This is a genomic window from Paenibacillus sp. FSL K6-0108 (assembly GCF_045040695.1).
GTDB lineage: Bacteria > Bacillota > Bacilli > Paenibacillales > Paenibacillaceae > Paenibacillus > Paenibacillus pabuli_B.
The window spans coordinates 1,572,125-1,587,328 of the sequence record NZ_CP150288.1; the positions used below are offsets into that span (position 1 = coordinate 1,572,125).

13 protein-coding genes are annotated in these 15,204 nt (G+C 45.1%); 6 read left to right on the plus strand and 7 right to left on the minus strand.

The features are described 5' to 3' along the window. Window positions 1–86 precede the first annotated feature (86 nt). Both MHB49_RS07095 and MHB49_RS07100 read right to left on the minus strand, forming a co-directional pair. Window positions 87–791 carry an AIM24 family protein gene (locus MHB49_RS07095; RefSeq protein WP_247901191.1) on the minus strand — a complete coding sequence of 235 codons (705 nt, stop codon included), beginning with the start codon at window positions 789–791 and terminating at the stop codon, window positions 87–89. Between the two features lie 18 nt (window positions 792–809). Beyond that, window positions 810–1,265, minus strand: coding sequence for a hypothetical protein (locus MHB49_RS07100; protein WP_405155595.1), 456 nt, complete (start codon window positions 1,263–1,265; stop codon window positions 810–812). A 340-nt stretch (window positions 1,266–1,605) separates the two neighbouring features. On the opposite strand from MHB49_RS07100, the gene MHB49_RS07105 reads away from it, so the two are divergent. From MHB49_RS07105 to MHB49_RS07115, 3 genes are all read left to right on the plus strand, one after another. Beyond that, window positions 1,606–1,764, plus strand: a complete 159-nt coding sequence (locus tag MHB49_RS07105) for a hypothetical protein (RefSeq protein WP_405155596.1) — start codon at window positions 1,606–1,608, stop codon at window positions 1,762–1,764. A gap of 207 nt (window positions 1,765–1,971) precedes the next feature. Beyond that, window positions 1,972–2,676, plus strand: coding sequence for a hypothetical protein (locus MHB49_RS07110; protein ID WP_405155597.1), 705 nt, complete (start codon window positions 1,972–1,974; stop codon window positions 2,674–2,676). Between the two features lie 160 nt (window positions 2,677–2,836). After that, window positions 2,837–3,802, plus strand: coding sequence for a helix-turn-helix transcriptional regulator (locus MHB49_RS07115; RefSeq protein ID WP_405155598.1), 966 nt, complete (start codon window positions 2,837–2,839; stop codon window positions 3,800–3,802). Between the two features lie 54 nt (window positions 3,803–3,856). Here MHB49_RS07115 and MHB49_RS07120 read toward each other — a convergent pair whose 3' ends face one another. Together MHB49_RS07120 and MHB49_RS07125 are read right to left on the minus strand one after the other, a co-directional pair. Beyond that, the gene (locus MHB49_RS07120; protein WP_247901195.1) at window positions 3,857–4,528 is read right to left on the minus strand and encodes a 3'-5' exonuclease; all 672 of its coding nucleotides are present in this window, start codon (window positions 4,526–4,528) and stop codon (window positions 3,857–3,859) included. Window positions 4,529–4,947: 419 nt separating this feature from the next. After that, window positions 4,948–5,904, minus strand: a complete 957-nt coding sequence (locus MHB49_RS07125) for an IS30 family transposase (protein WP_405152478.1) — start codon at window positions 5,902–5,904, stop codon at window positions 4,948–4,950. A gap of 149 nt (window positions 5,905–6,053) precedes the next feature. On the opposite strand from MHB49_RS07125, the gene MHB49_RS07130 reads away from it, so the two are divergent. Together MHB49_RS07130 and MHB49_RS07135 are read left to right on the plus strand one after the other, a co-directional pair. Continuing rightward, a complete protein-coding gene (locus MHB49_RS07130; protein WP_405155599.1) occupies window positions 6,054–8,000 on the plus strand; it encodes an FAD-dependent oxidoreductase in 1,947 nt (648 codons plus the stop codon). A 413-nt stretch (window positions 8,001–8,413) separates the two neighbouring features. Further along, window positions 8,414–10,198 (plus strand): proline--tRNA ligase, encoded by a 1,785-nt coding sequence (locus tag MHB49_RS07135; protein ID WP_405155600.1) that lies wholly within the window; start codon window positions 8,414–8,416, stop codon window positions 10,196–10,198. A 558-nt stretch (window positions 10,199–10,756) separates the two neighbouring features. On the opposite strand, the gene MHB49_RS07140 is transcribed toward MHB49_RS07135, so the two are convergent. The 3 genes from MHB49_RS07140 to MHB49_RS07150 form a co-directional block, all read right to left on the minus strand. Continuing rightward, on the minus strand, window positions 10,757–12,556 hold the full coding sequence (locus MHB49_RS07140; RefSeq protein WP_405155601.1) for a 5'-nucleotidase C-terminal domain-containing protein: 1,800 nt from the start codon (window positions 12,554–12,556) through the stop codon (window positions 10,757–10,759). A 192-nt stretch (window positions 12,557–12,748) separates the two neighbouring features. Continuing rightward, a complete protein-coding gene (locus MHB49_RS07145; protein WP_062323893.1) occupies window positions 12,749–13,156 on the minus strand; it encodes an ImmA/IrrE family metallo-endopeptidase in 408 nt (135 codons plus the stop codon). Window positions 13,157–13,198: 42 nt separating this feature from the next. Continuing rightward, window positions 13,199–13,645, minus strand: coding sequence for a helix-turn-helix domain-containing protein (locus MHB49_RS07150; RefSeq protein WP_405157066.1), 447 nt, complete (start codon window positions 13,643–13,645; stop codon window positions 13,199–13,201). A gap of 1,002 nt (window positions 13,646–14,647) precedes the next feature. On the opposite strand from MHB49_RS07150, the gene MHB49_RS07155 reads away from it, so the two are divergent. Continuing rightward, entirely contained in the window at window positions 14,648–15,130 is a 483-nt protein-coding gene (locus MHB49_RS07155; protein WP_405155602.1) for an ArpU family phage packaging/lysis transcriptional regulator, read from the plus strand. Window positions 15,131–15,204: the final 74 nt, after the last annotated feature.

The window sequence follows — 15,204 nt, forward strand, 5'->3', positions numbered from 1 at the left end:
GTCCGGTACAGTATAACACAATTTGAATCCGGTGAGCATGCTTTCCATGAGAATCCATTTAAATCCGAGAGGTACGTTATCTGAACTTATTTAATTAATACATTTCCAAACGGAATGACTTCCTTCAGAATGCGCTTAAACAAGCCTTCGTCGTTTACATCCTGTTCCAGTCTATGATTTTCACGTCCAGCCTGAAAGAGCACAGACCCATGTCCTGTCATCTTCCAATGATAGTTCATATGCTGACTGGCGAGGTTGTTCCCGTACACGGTGAGTTCAAGCTGCGCGTTCTCAGGATAGGCGATAATACTGCCTGCATCCACATAAAGTGGTGCAGTAGGGTGCAGTTCCTGCTGGCAGACCTGACCTTGTGTCAGCAATCCAATTTTGCCTTTGCCCGAAAACTTCATTTTCACGGCATCTCGAGTGATCAGCATGTTTTTGATTTTCTGAATTTTGGTATGCATCGTGACGCCGTCAGAGTAGAAAAAAAGGTGGCGGAAGTCGTACAGCAGATCGCTGTTCTCGCTCAGCTCAACTTCCTTCATGGTGAATCCAGGAGGCAGGGCGGCTACAAATTGACAAGGACCGGTAATTTCGGATTTGATCAGCTTTTTTTTGCGATAGATACCTGAAATGTTCATAAATTTATCATTGCGGCTATTGCTTGAGCCGCGAAAAGCGACAATTTGCTGGGGGTGGAGAATATGCAGGCGGTCGTCCTGGATCAACGAGAACGTGACCACTTGTCCGGCTCCGCCAGCTTCGGCAGTGTTCAGGTGTATGTGCATGCGGTTGCTCCTGTTCTTTTATACTCGGCCTGAACGACGACGCATTCCCCAGCGCATCACCCGAATCAGAATAAAGTATCCCAGTATGAGTGAAACGGCTGTGATAATCATGGTCTGAATGCGCTTGGCCGTTGCTGTTCTGGCATCCTGATCATTTTGCAGCTTGCTCACCATGTCCGTCAGTTTTTCGTTTTGCGCCAGCAGCAATTCGTTCTGGGCCTTGAATGCTTCGACATTTGCCTGGGCTTGTCCCAATTGGGCAGAGGTCTGATTTAATTGCTCCAGCGTTTGTTTGTAGCTTTCCTGCAAGGCGTTTACTTCCCCAGGTAGCTCAGAGACTCGTTCCCATCCACTATAGATATCGGAGAATATATTGGCATTCGCTGCACTGACTGTAGAAGTCAAAGAAACAGTAAACAATACACAAGTGGTGAATAACACCCGAATGAAATATCCCTGAATGGATTTTGGCATGAAAGGCACCTTCTTTCGGTTACATAATCGTTTGCCGATTTCGTCGTCATTTGTTGAAATAGGACTCTTACATTATACGTCAAAACCGGGACAATGGGTTCAAGGGGATGTAGTTTTAATTACCCTATATATGAATAAACAAATACATGTGGACAGCTGTTTAATTTTGATATTGTCGGGGTAATAGAAGAACAGGGCAGCACCCCGGATGGTCTTAACATCATTCTTTTACTTCAGCTCCGGGTGCTTGCTATTCATATTAACGAAATTTGTAATTTAATGATTGAAATCAATATATCCGATTTTTATGAAGATCGTGAACACGAAGGAGTAGAAACATATGTACACAACTAAACAAACCAAAACGATTAAGATCACTGTAAATGGTGAGCCGATCGGGCGTGAATTGATTATTGACAGTATTACTTATGCTCCAATTACAGAACCTGATTCCATACAAGATTTACACAAAATAGGAATTGGATCGTCCACGATTTAAGTTAGGACTTGTCATAAAAAAGTGGTCTAAAAGCTTGGCATACTGCCAAGCTTTTTCGTCGTTTATTGTCGTAATAACGCGGATTTAGGGATGAGAAACTAATATTATGGAAAAATTTCCTGCGAACATATGTTCCGTGACAATATAGTGTCCATTTACCCTGATAACTTAGAAGATAATACATATAAATCGGGGGAGAGACTACCAGTGAACTCAGTCTTTGAAGTATCTTATTCGTGGAATAGAGAGGCCATACCGACAGGGGGAGCCGACCCCGTATATATGATGGTAGAGTGGCGTAACGGAGCCCCTGCCAAAAGACTCAGGAAAATAGCACCCAAAATTGTGTCGAGAGACTTGGAACTATTGCTCAAACCGGAATTTGGAATTCATCTCAAGGGCATCTATGGCTGTCGCTCCAAAGAAACGGATATTGGTTGGGTCCTAAGACTTGGCGATGTATACAAGGGAGAGAGTAAACAAATCTTACTCGAATTCGCCATGGGACCTCGTGTTTCGGGGAAAAGTGCCGTATGTTCAGCATATTGGAGTACACGAAAGTTGAAGCAAAGCCAGAGAGTGCTGCTGCGCAGAGAACAATTGTATATTCAGTACACAAGTCATCTGGGCATGCTGCGCCAGCCGGAAGATCCCAAGGTGGAGAAGACGATCAAATTAAATGAAACCGTTCCTCTCATTAAACAAGCTTTGCGCGCTTATGAAAGAGGACGTACACAAGAGGGCAGTGATCTGCTGCGTCGTCACGCAGATGCTTTGTTAATTGAAGCGGCTCGAAAACAGGATCCGGATTATTACGTGGAAGCCGAAATTGTGGAGAAACTTCGGCACCATTACGGAATTACTTTTAACTCCACGGTTCAAAATCGTGAAAAAACGATGTTAGGTGAATAGGGACAAAGAACTAGTGGTGATGATAGAGAAAGGAATGTTTCTACATAATTTTTGAAGGTGAAGTCAGGGAATAAGTCGAATGTACTAAACAACATAATAATAAAAAATGGATGGAGTTGTATCGAATTTTTTGAAACAACATCGTGGAGGGTCCGGCAAAATGACAGACCGACTGATCCGATTAATGCGCATTATAACTCTTGTGCAGGCCAAGCCGGGTATTCTGGCCCGTGAGCTTGCTGAGCGGTGCGAGACGACGGAAAGGACGATATACCGCGACATGGAGGCCCTCAGTGCAATGCATATCCCCATCGCCAATATGGGACACGGGAGAGGATACATGTTTATCAGCCATTTTGCCATGTATCCGCTGAATTGGTCTGATGAAGAAGCTCAAGCCTTTATGCACCTGGAAGAAGTCATGGATAGTATTCGTCCGTTGCTGAAACCTGCTTTTGAGAGCGCGTATGAGAAAGTGGTTGCTTCGAGTCAGAAAAACAAAACAGAGCGAGTGGAATGGTCTGAGCAAATTAGCGGGTTGTTCAAGGTGGGTACATCTGCTTGGCAAAATGACAGTACCGAACATTTCAATCATTCACTGGTGACGCTGCTTCAGGCTGGAATATCCCAGAATACTATAGAAGGAGAATATCTCGTTCAAGGTAACAAGGGGATTGCGCGAATGGATCCTTACTGTCTTATTCCCCGCGAATATCGATTTGATCTGTTGGCATATTGTCACCTGTCAGAGAGACTGAGAATATTTCAAGTGAATCGCTTGCACAGAGTTCGGATTTTGCCACGCACATTCCGCAAAGATGATTACCTTTTACAATCTCACTTCCGTACGCCAAGGGAACTTACCGGCAGTACGGAGTGGACTGCATTCAAGATCAGATTCTCGCCTCACGCGGTGGAGCGTGTTATGCAGGAACAGTTTTTTGCACGCCCCATATTGACAATCGAACCGGAGGGCACGCTGTTGTTTGAGGCCATATTAAGTGATGAACAAGGATTTTTAACCTGGTTGTCTCAATATGGACCTGATGCAGAAATTCTGGAACCCGAGAAATACCGCCTCATGATGAAAGAACGTCTTGAACGTTGGAGGGAGCTCTACAACTGAACTTCAGTGCAGGTCTGGGTGGGTCCGTCTTTAATAAATATGCGTTGTATGCACTTAATCTTTGGTTTTGAACAGATGCGCAAGGTTACCAAAAGGGGAATCTTTATCGTCATCTTCTGTGCTGCTGGAATAGACCACTTTGGATGTGATGCCCTCATCATCTGCTGCGCAGTTGGTTTCCAAATTGAATTGATCAAATTGATGCATGAATACTTTGGCAGTATTAATGGCATCATCCAAAGCGCGGTGCTGAGTACCATCGAATTCAATACCGCATAGTTCAAGAGCCTGAGCGAGTCCGAGCTGTCGAAATTTTCCCTCTCTGCGCATCGTGCGCGACCATTGTTGCTGAAGATCATTGTGGTTGGTGATCCAGGCTACATCAAGCTGATGAGTACGGCAATGAGAGATCAGTTTGGTGCGGTCATCGGGTCCCCAGGAACACATGTAATAGGATTCACTTCCCATCCAGGCAATAAATTGATTCAGCGCTTCCGGAAAAAGAGGGGCTGCGTCGATGTCCTTCTGCGTAATCCCCGTAAACTGAATCGTATCAGCTGACAGCACCGATTTATTGGATGGACGAACATAAGTGTGGAACGTGTCCGATACACACAGGCCGTTCTCACCTTCTGTTACTTTGACGGCACCGATATCAATAATTTCAGAAGAATAACGTGTATTGCGGCTTACCGTGAATTCAAGATCGTAAATAATATATGGCATAGGACAAACTCCTTTATCATTTAATACATGGTTCCTACTTCTCTATATTACAGGGAACGCACGGCCATGTCAGCCATCGCTCAGCAATTCATGGAGGGTGAGTAATAACGGTTGGGAGTGTTGAAGTTTCTTTTTGTATGAAGTGCATAGGTTTGAGATGCCTTTACATTGCAAAAAGGGGTCTTTATAATGGATAAAGTTAGGATGCAGTCCAAGTTTTTGTTGTCATTGTTATGCACAATCGTAGGATCTTAATCATAACAGAGGCCGATATAATCAACATTTCCTGACATGGTGCAAACTGTTGGGGAGTGTTTTTTTATGGACATTTTTATGGTTGGAGAGGGGGGCGTAATAGCATTTTGTTGGAAGAATATCGGAGTTAGGTGATTCATTAATAGTTTTTAAGAGACGGATTGTCAAGCTAAGTGCGACAGTTCCTCTGAAAAGGATTCGTGAGCGGTTCTCCAGCCCAAGCATTTTCGTGGTCTGTGGTTGATCAAGCGTAGAGCGGTCTCCAAGGATTCATCCGTAATTTGTGCAAAATCCGTCCCCTTGGGGAAAAACTCTCGCAAGAGGCCATTGGCATTTTCATTCGAGCCCCGTTGCCAGGAAGAATACGGATCTGCGAAATACACCTGTAGGCCATGAACTTTTTCCAGACTGGCATAACAAGCGAATTCCTTGCCACGATCGGCAGTAGCGGTTTGAAATGCACTAGGAGGATACTGCGAGGCTGCTACGCCAAAAGCAATTTCCATGGACAAAGCGGTACGGTCAGGCATGGGAATGGCGATGTACAGTCGAGTCTTGCGTTCGATGAATGTAGCTACGCAGCCCTTGCTTTTCCCACGGCCTGAGACGACCGTATCGAGTTCCCAATGACCGAAGGTTTTCCGGGAACGAACCTCTTTCGGACGCTGAGAGATGCTCTTACCCACAGCAAACTTGCCGCGCGTCTCTGCAGGCTTCTGCCGTTTCCCTTTGTGACGTAGGACGGCAAGCCCCCCTTTCACCAAACGGCCTGTATACAGCCAGCGATAGATGGTTTTAAAGCAGACTATAGGGTATCCCTCTTGACGGAGCCGTTCTACGATCTGTTCAGGAGACCACGTGGCATGCAGTTTTTCTTCTATAAGGACCGACTGCTGCGGTGTCCACTTCCCTGCGGAAACGGAGGACTTACGCCTTTGGACATAGCTCTCCTGAGATCGCTCGGCACAATAGGGCATTTGCATTTCGTTTCGACGAAGTTCACGGCAAATGGTGGCATGATGCCTGCCCAATTCATTGGCAATGGCTCGGGCACTTTTCCCTTGCTGGTGGAGGATTTCTAGCTTGCTGCGCTCGATTATGCTAAGATGTGTGTAGCTCATGGTGGATTCTCCTTGTGTGAATGTGTGTTGTGGTGACTTCATTCTACACGAATCCGGCCATGGGCCATTTTTTATTTATTTCCAGTAGGTGTCGCACTTCATATTACAATCCGTCAAGAATTTACATTACATAGTGGAGGATTATTATTTTGGTTAGCAAAAAAATGAAAGCAACAGCAGTTACGGCCGCTGTATTTATTATTTTATTTAGTGCAGCTTATGCTGCCTTTTATATCTGGAACAAGAACTATAAATTCAATAATAATTATGTATGGCAGCCATTGGAGACTGTACAATCGAGCACAACGCTGTCCGATTCTTATAACGTTATTGTTGCTGGAACTGATCCGGAAGGGATTACAGCTGCGTTATCTGCTGCCCGCAACGGGATGCGGGTATTGTTGGTAGAAGCAAGAGATCGCAACATGCTTGGAGGGTTGATGACCGAAGGGGGACTTAATACGTTGGATTTGAATTACTCCCCTGATCAGCCACAATGGTTGAGCAGTCTTCGACAGCCTGATTTTCTGAATAAAGGGATTTTTCAGGAATGGTTTGACCAGATTGAGGGCAGTTCATTTGATATCCATACAGCAGCTAACGTTTTCTATCGAATGATTTATTCCGAACCTAATATAGACCTTCTGATGAATGTTAAACATTTAGAGCCCATTACGGAGTCTGTCTCGGAAGGGCAAACTACAATTATAGGGATGAACATAACTAAAGAAGATGGAACCATTATAAAAATTGCAACACGTTCAATCATTGACGCTACTCAGGATGCAGATATTGCAGCGGCTGCTGGGGTTCCATATTCCATAGGCAGACAGGACATTGGAGATGGCAAGTCCAAGATGGTCTCTACGCTCGTATTTAAGCTAAGTGGTGTTACAGATGAAGTATGGCAAAAGTTCAGGGAAAGAGAAGGCACAGGTGTTGATAAAATGAGTGCCTGGGGATACGGTGATGCGCGAAAATATGAATCAACCGATCCGCAACGCATCAAGATTCGCAGTCTGAACATTGGGAGACAAAACGATGATACCATCTTGATCAATACGATGCAGATCTTTGGAGTAGATCCACTGGATCCGGCATCTGTGAAAGAGGGACTGGAGATAGGGCGGAAGGAAGCACCTTTGATCGTTGATTTTTTGAAGAAAAATTACGAGGAATTTGCAGGGCTTCAATATGTCGGAACGGCGGATGAGCTCTACGTAAGAGAATCACGTCACATCTATGGTGAGTATCGTCTGACACTTGCTGATGTTATGGAGAATCGTGATCATTGGGATGCTATTGGTTATGGTTCATACGATATCGATATTCAGAGTACGAGTGTGGGCAATCCTGGTACAATTATGCTGAGTCCAGTTCAATATGGTGTACCTTTCCGTTCGCTTGTCCCATTGAAAGTTGATGGTCTGTTAGTAGTAGGACGAGCAGCAAGTTATGACACGATTCCACATGGAAGCGCAAGGGTCGTCCCTCTGGGGATGGCTACTGGAGAAGCTGCTGGAGCAGCGGTCAAACTGGCATATATACACAAGGAGTCCTTCCGGGAACTCTCAGCTTCTAAGGAGCGTGCAACCGAATTGCGTAAGATGCTGGAGAAACAAGGCATGGATCTATCGATGCATGATTTCGAGAAGCCTGACTACATGGAGCATAAGGATTATAGGGGGTTACTTGCTGCCGCGAGTATGTACATGACCTCAGGTAATTATAATAATGAGGGTTGGGATCTGGATACGGCCATGAATCCGGAACGTTATTTGAGTAAATTGAAAAGACTGCAAGCCATGTTTCCAAACTTTTATACAGGCAGTGCAGATAAAGTTGTTGGGAGTATGAAGAACGCTTCCGCTTTACCTTTAACTCTGGATCAAGCTGCGTATATGCTATGTTTGGCAATGGGGGCTGCTGAAGCTGAAACTACACCTGAATTGGCACTCACTCAATTGCAAATGCAGAACTTCGTAAGCAAGGACACGCTTGCTGGTATAGCAAACAAAAACGAGCTTACTAATGGAGAGGCGTACATGCTCATCCGTGATGTGGTGGAATATTATTCGGGGGTAGTATTCGAGTAATGGTTGACAATTTCTTGTAAATACACTATGGTGATCAAAAAATGATAACAGCGATCAACGAGGACATAATGACGTCAGCCAGCTTCTACAGAGAGGAAACCACATAGTGCAAGGTTTCTGTTGCTGTTTCGTTATTCCTACCTCGCGAGCTGCGGAGGAAAAGGCCCAAATGGCCTGTGACCTTCGCCGGATGGGCCCGTTATGCTCTGAAGGACTGCATGTTCACGTTTTGCATAGGTTGCAAACGGAGAATCGGTTATGGTGAGGCCTTGATGATTTGATATCAGGTGAGCTGGCAAAGTGCAGTTAAATAAGGGTGGTACCACGACACATTCGTCCCTTGACGGATGTGTTTTTTTGCTGTTTATAACCTGATTTACAATAACAATTAGAAGGATAAGGGGTGTAACAAGATGCGTCAAAGTGAAATGCTTGTTCCAACATTACGTGAAGCGCCAGCAGAGGCAGATGCAGCAGGGCATCGCTGGTTATTACGCTCGGGTATGATTCGCCAACTCGCAGCAGGGATATACAGTTTCCTGCCCTTGGGACGTCGTATCTTATTAAATGTCGAACGAATCGTTCGGGAAGAGATGGATCGTGCAGGATGTCAGGAAGTATTGCTGCCCATCATGCAGCCGGCTGAGCTATGGGAAGAATCCGGAAGATATACACAGTATGGCCCTGAGCTGATGCGTCTGAAGGATCGCCATGCACGAGAATTCGCCCTGGGTCCAACCCATGAAGAGGTTGTGACTGCATTAGCTCGTGACGAGGTGAATTCCTATCGGAAGCTGCCGTTTACCCTTTATCAGATTGGAACCAAATTCAGAGATGAACGTCGTCCAAGATTTGGATTGCTGCGGGGACGGGAGTTCATCATGAAGGATGCGTACTCTTTTGCTTCCGATTGGGAAGAGCTGGATCGCACCTATCAGGCCATGAATACGGCGTATTCGCGCATTTTGGAGCGTTGTGGACTGGAATATATTCGGGTGGAGGCTGATGCAGGCACCATTGGTGGTCAGGGAGAGACTCACGAATTCATGGCACTTGCTGATGTGGGAGAAGATACAATCGTCACCTGCAAACATTGTGGATATGCCGCAAACCTGGAGAAGGCTGGATATCAGACGTCAGGATATACTACCGGAAATTCAGCGCAAGCAGAAGATTCTGTTTCTTCTGGTTCTAGTGGTTCCACTACAGCGGTTAGAGCCGTTGAGAATGTGGAGGATAACACGCTGGTCCGTATTGAAACTCCAGGGGTACGGACCATTGCTGAATTAAGTTCCTTTGTGGGCAAGGCTCCTCATGAGATAATCAAAACGCTGCTTTATCAGGCTGACGGTCAATTGATCGCTGCGCTTGTTCGTGGGGATCATGAAGTGAATGATATCGCGCTGAAGCAGGTATTAGGTGCAGAGGAGCTGATTCTGGCTGATGAAACTGCCCTAGCGAGTCATCCCAAATTAACTGTGGGCTTTCTCGGTCCCATTGGACTGGATCTGCCGATTGTAGTAGATGCGGATGTAGCTGCAATGGAACATGCCATTACAGGAGCTAATGAAGTCGACGTACACTATTCGAATGTAGTTCCGGGTAAAGATTTTGCTTTGGACAAAGTAGATCGAATCCGTTTTGCTGCTGAAGGTGACGGCTGCCCAACCTGTGGAGAATCGCTTGTATTCACAAAAGGAATAGAAGTTGGGCATATCTTCAAATTGGGAACCAAGTACAGTGACGCTATGGGAGCATCCTTCCTGGATCGCAATGGACGGCAGTGCGCACCTGTAATGGGTTGTTACGGTATCGGTGTGTCTCGTCTGATGGCCGCTATTGCTGAACAATATGCCGGAGAAGAGGGTATCCGTTGGCCATCAGCCATCGCACCTTATCATGTACATCTGATCCCCATGAGCTGGAAGGATGAACAGCAACGCGAACTCACGCTGGAACTGGAGCAACAACTGTTGGATGCAGGATACAGTGTATTGGTCGATGATCGTGATGAACGGCCAGGGGTGAAATTCAAGGATTCGGAACTCATCGGGCTGCCTGTCCAGATTGTGATTGGCCGAGGCGCGGCAGAGCGACAGGTGGAATTTGGATCGCATGTTCTTGCAGCACAAGGTGAATCCAACCGAATCAGTATGACGGCACACGAGGCTGTAGAGCGGGCGAAGGAAGAGCTGTAGTCCAAAATTGGAATTAAAAAGCATCCATCCCGTAAGGAACTGTTGCTACGTATCTCTATATAATAGACCAATCTATAGTAGGTCCGGATAAAATGCGATAAGAGATGTTTGTGGTTGTGTAGCGGATTAAAGCATTAAAAAGAGGGCTATAGTCATATAAGGATACAACAATATTTGTGTGTTATCATACAAAGTAACTAGAATTTGAAAAAATGTATTCTGTATACAACAGGTTTATTCATAAGAGCTTCAAATATGGTGTTAAAAGAATCTATACATGTGCAAATATGCAAATCATGGACGAAAAATATGTCGTTTTGAATGTGAAATAACCGCATGAGAGTGGCAATTTTGGAGAAATCACATCTAGTCCACGGTTGGGGACAGGACATGAAGTGATTTCTCAGAGTGCTTCCGGGGATTTATTTTTGCAGCAAAGTGATGTTGGGGTAAACAGGGAGAATGGAGCATCGTTAGGTAACCGTATATTGATGTGATTGATTCTTAAAATAAAAAGGGTGTCCATCAGCCGATTATGGCATGAGGGACACCCTTTTTTTATGAAGCTGCAGGCAGCTTCAATTGTTGACCTGGATAAATCCAGTGTGGATTTTTGATCTTATTCAGCTTTTGCAGAGCTTGCCAAGTGGTACCGTACTGTTTGGAGATGGAATACAGGGAATCTCCGGATTTTACAATATGCACTTTGGCTGGAGCTGGTTTGCTTGGTGTCGGTTTCGACGGTGTTTCTGGTTTTGGTGTCTCTGGTTTCGGTGTAGTTGGTGCTGGTGTTTCGGTTACTGGAGCTTCCGGCTCAGCTGCAGGAGCTTTGGCTTCCTTGATACGGCCGTCTGTTTTGATATCCACAGCGCCCAGTTTTTGCATGTATTCGATCAACGCTTCATCCATGGCACCATACATGCCGGACGTAGTGTATTTCGCAAACATGGTGTACTCATCACCGCCAACAGCGGTGAAATCATTCGTAGCCAATGTGTATGTTGCTTTCGGATCAAGGGCTTTATCTCCGATCATGACGGAGTGTACACGGCTGCCTTTGGCAGCGGAAGAATCAATGCTGAACGTCATGCCGGATACTTGTGGGAATCCACCACTTGGTTCAGGATAAGATCCTACACCGTTTTCAAGGGCTGCGAGTACATCAGAGCCTTTTACTTCAAGCGTTACAACCTGATTACCAAAAGGAAGTACAGTGATGATATCCCCTTTGGTTACGATACCTTTTTCAATGGAAGAACGAATACCGCCACCATTTGTGAGTGCGATATCGGCTTTGCTGACGTCACGGATGGCATCTGCCAGGAGGTCACCCAGGTTGGTTTCACCTGCGCGTACTTGTTCACGTTTGCCGTCCAGCAGGATTGCTGTATTGGCTACTTCTTCTTTCAGGATGGGTTCTTGTTCTTTCTGAATGGAGTTAACCAATGCGGCAACTTTCTCATTCGGCTTGATGTCTTTTGCTTCCGTCTCATCAATCAGTGTTGCTTGTTTTTTCGTTACTTTGCCACCGTCAACCCACAGGTCGATCACACCTACAAAGTTAGTGTACTCACCAGCGCTGGCGATTAATGTTCCGTTATCGGATACAAGTCCATCTTGCAGAACCGTATGGCTATGACCGTCGATGAATACATCAATGCCGGGCACTTCCTTTACAACTTTGAAGCTAGTATCGGTGCTGGACGCGTCTTGTCCAAGGTGTCCCAATACAACAACAACATCTACTTTGCTGCGAATTTCGTTCACAAGAACTTTGGCTTCCGCAGTTGGGTCTGTAATATCAAGACCTTCCACATTTTTCGGATTTGTTTTATACATCGTTTCCGGTGTAGTCAGTGCAATGATCCCGATCTTCACGCCGTCGACTTCTTTAATGAGGTAAGGCTCGAAGAGACGAGTTCCGTCTTTCTTTTTCACATTGGCACTGAGCATAGGGAATTTCATCATATCCGCAAGTTCGATGAGGCGCTTGGAGCCGTAGTTGAATTCGTGGTTACCTGGAACCATGGCCTGATAACCGATTTCGTTCATCACTTTAACAATGCTTTCCCCGTTAACAAGTGTAGCAAAGGTTGTACCATGCACTGCATCTCCGGCATCCAGCAGAAGGGTATTTGGGTTTTCGCTACGGTATTTGTCCGCAATGCCAGCCACTTTGGCGAAACCCATCGCAGGTGAGGACTCAACTGCGCGTGCGTGCATGTCATTCGTATGTAGAATAGTAATGTGTTTACCAGTGCCCGGATTGGTATCCGTTGCAGCAGCGGCAATGCCTACACTGCCAAACAGCAGACAGAGCGTGAGCACAAGCGAAACGTAAGTCTTCCAGATTTTCATATGAATCAGTAACCTCCCCATAAATAATAATCTACGTGAGCGTTTGCACAACTCATGTTGTATTTTACCAGACTATTATTAGGAAATCTCGCTATTCACGTAAAAATAGGTAACCCGAAAGTGACATCAGATTTTCACAGTGAAAGATGAAGAGAGAATTTTATTTTAAAGGAACATGTGTTCTTAAAAAGACTAAAAAAAATGCTGCACTTCACGTGGCAGTCCTGTACGTAAACAAAATTTCTCCAGTGATTCATCCGGCTCTGGCATCACCCCTGAAGTTAGAAGCTGTATGGCAAAACGATTGGCCTGTCTTTCCAGCTTGCCTGGGGCAAAATAGGAATGTTCCTCCAGAAAGAAGCGGTTTATGCCTTTGTGCAATCGGTCATGTCCAAGTTCATGGGCACACACGAAGCGCTGCCATTCCGGCGGTAAATCATTGTGAATGACGATAAATCTGCGACGGAGCTTTCGGAAATACAGTCCTTTGGTAGACTTGCCCAGATTGGTGAATCGGATCTGTATTCCAATGGCTCTGGCAATGCTGAAAGGGCAGTTGGTCCGGTGTTTTCGAATCAGCTTTGTTACAATGTCATCCATATCATCTCACCTGCTGCTTTAGTTTGTTCAGCTTGAAATGCTTCATGGGCGCTCGTCCGGATCGTTCGTTTTTTTGCGTTTGTTCATCTGTTTGGCTTCCCAGAACAGACCTGTCAGGACATCCTTGATTCGTTTCTTATCCTCATCATCCAGCGGGATGCCGTCAAACATTAAGTCATCCTCATCCTCGAGCATCTTTTTAAAGTCTCGACGGTCCTTGTAAGTTGCCCATTCCGGAGCGTCCTGGAGCGCATTGGCTGTATTGACAGTTTCCAAATACCCGGCTTGCTTCATCATATCTGCGTAGGGAACCGAGAGTGCGTCCGAAATTTTGCGGATGGTAGCAGGTTTGGGGACTCCGCGAACCCCATTTTCAATGCGCGAAATTTGCGAGTTGCTGATTCCTGCTGCTTCGGCGAGCTGATTGATGCTGTATCCTTGTTGCTCGCGCAGTTGTTTCAGATAAGGACCAAAAGCGTGCTCCACGATTCATGCCACTCCTTTGATTCGTACAAGTGTATTACTAATTAATATTGAGAAGCAAAGCATGAGGTATTGCTTGACGATCTGCGGATGCCCCGTTCCGGATACGGATCGTTCTTCCAATCGCTGTTATCCCCAGATTTCCTTTTTTCCCTTTCCTAAAGGGAGAAATCCGGTGATAAAGGCGAACGCTACCGCTTTTTCAGAATCGATTCCGTCTCCTTCACTACTGCCACTCTCTTGAAGTGCCAATACTGCCCTCATCGAATATTCAAATGTACCTTCTCAACATTAAAACTAGAAAATGACTTATACGAAGATCTTTAATTATCTGTACTATATCGTATATATACCATTAGGTAAAGGGATATGAAACAATTATGCCAAAAGGTAAAGAAAATGAGAGTGCGGGTTTTATTTTATAGTTAAAACGACCCAAAATGAAGGTTTACGCCAATCCCCAGAAAGTGGTATCCTCAAATAGAAATACGAACAATATACGAACAAAATGTAAAGTTGAGACAAGCTGAATGATGAGGAAAATGAATAATTTCTGCTTCATCGCTGACTTTATTTGAGTCCAAAAGGCAACAGGAAAAACTTGAAAAATGCCGTTACTATTTCAGAGAACTGGATAACTCTAATAAAAGGAGTATCTTGTATTCATCCGAAGAGCGATTCAAATCAGCAATAGGTAGATCGAAAAGATTCTATTCGTCTATCTTTTGTACCCGAAAGCGACTGTAACCGAATAATACAAAATACCAAAGAAGAGATGTATGCAAGTTTAACTTTTATAGAATGAACTTTAAGTTACGCAAACGAAGAGGACAGAAAAAAGCTGGAGAAGCGTAGCGTTCGCATTTATCATCGGATTTTTACATTAGAAAATATAATCAAAAAAATCTGGGGATAACAGCGATCGTAAGATTTTTCTGTCATCGGAGTGGAACATGCGAAGCTAATAGACTTTCATTCTATAACGAATGTTAAAGGAGGAGAATGAATATGGAACTGATGCTGCCCGAATTGGACCGACGCAAAACACAGACTGCTGTTGAAGCCGCGCTGGAAAAATACCGGATTTATAAAACGATTGCTTTTGAAGAACGAGAGGTGTTGGTGACAGCAAGTTACGCTGAGCGTTTCCATGGTGCAACGAATGTGACCGGGGATTCCACCGCCAGAACGGCAATCTATAATGTGGATGTGCAGCGCGCACGTCAGGCGTACTGCGATACGATTGACTTTGTGGTATCCCGCTTGAGCGAGAAGGAACGTGTACTCGTCAGTGAACGTTATCTGAAAGATGACGATGTATTTGACTACAAGGTGTATAACCATGTATTTGATCCACCTGTCAGCAAGGATACGTATACGAAGATTCGGACGCGTGCTTTCTATAAAATGGCGCTGGCTCTCTCGGATCGTGGCCTGATTAATATGGAGCCTTTATCCGCACCTCGCAAAGAGCGACAGAAGTTGGGCTAGAAAGGAAGCGGGAAGTTCATCCTTTTATATCCTTCGCTGATTGTATACAATAATTGAAAACAACTCTATGGATC

Bases quoted from the DNA above. Each gene is read 5' to 3' on its own strand.
- MHB49_RS07095 (WP_247901191.1), bottom strand. From the start codon at position 791: ATGCACATACACCTGAACACTGCCGAAGCTGGCGGAGCCGGACAAGTG.
- MHB49_RS07100 (WP_405155595.1), bottom strand. From the start codon at position 1,265: ATGCCAAAATCCATTCAGGGATATTTCATTCGGGTGTTATTCACCACT.
- MHB49_RS07105 (WP_405155596.1), top strand. From the start codon at position 1,606: ATGTACACAACTAAACAAACCAAAACGATTAAGATCACTGTAAATGGT.
- MHB49_RS07115 (WP_405155598.1), top strand. From the start codon at position 2,837: ATGACAGACCGACTGATCCGATTAATGCGCATTATAACTCTTGTGCAG.
- MHB49_RS07120 (WP_247901195.1), bottom strand. From the start codon at position 4,528: ATGCCATATATTATTTACGATCTTGAATTCACGGTAAGCCGCAATACA.
- MHB49_RS07125 (WP_405152478.1), bottom strand. From the start codon at position 5,904: ATGAGCTACACACATCTTAGCATAATCGAGCGCAGCAAGCTAGAAATC.
- MHB49_RS07135 (WP_405155600.1), top strand. From the start codon at position 8,414: ATGCGTCAAAGTGAAATGCTTGTTCCAACATTACGTGAAGCGCCAGCA.
- MHB49_RS07140 (WP_405155601.1), bottom strand. From the start codon at position 12,556: ATGAAAATCTGGAAGACTTACGTTTCGCTTGTGCTCACGCTCTGTCTG.
- MHB49_RS07145 (WP_062323893.1), bottom strand. From the start codon at position 13,156: ATGGATGACATTGTAACAAAGCTGATTCGAAAACACCGGACCAACTGC.
- MHB49_RS07155 (WP_405155602.1), top strand. From the start codon at position 14,648: ATGGAACTGATGCTGCCCGAATTGGACCGACGCAAAACACAGACTGCT.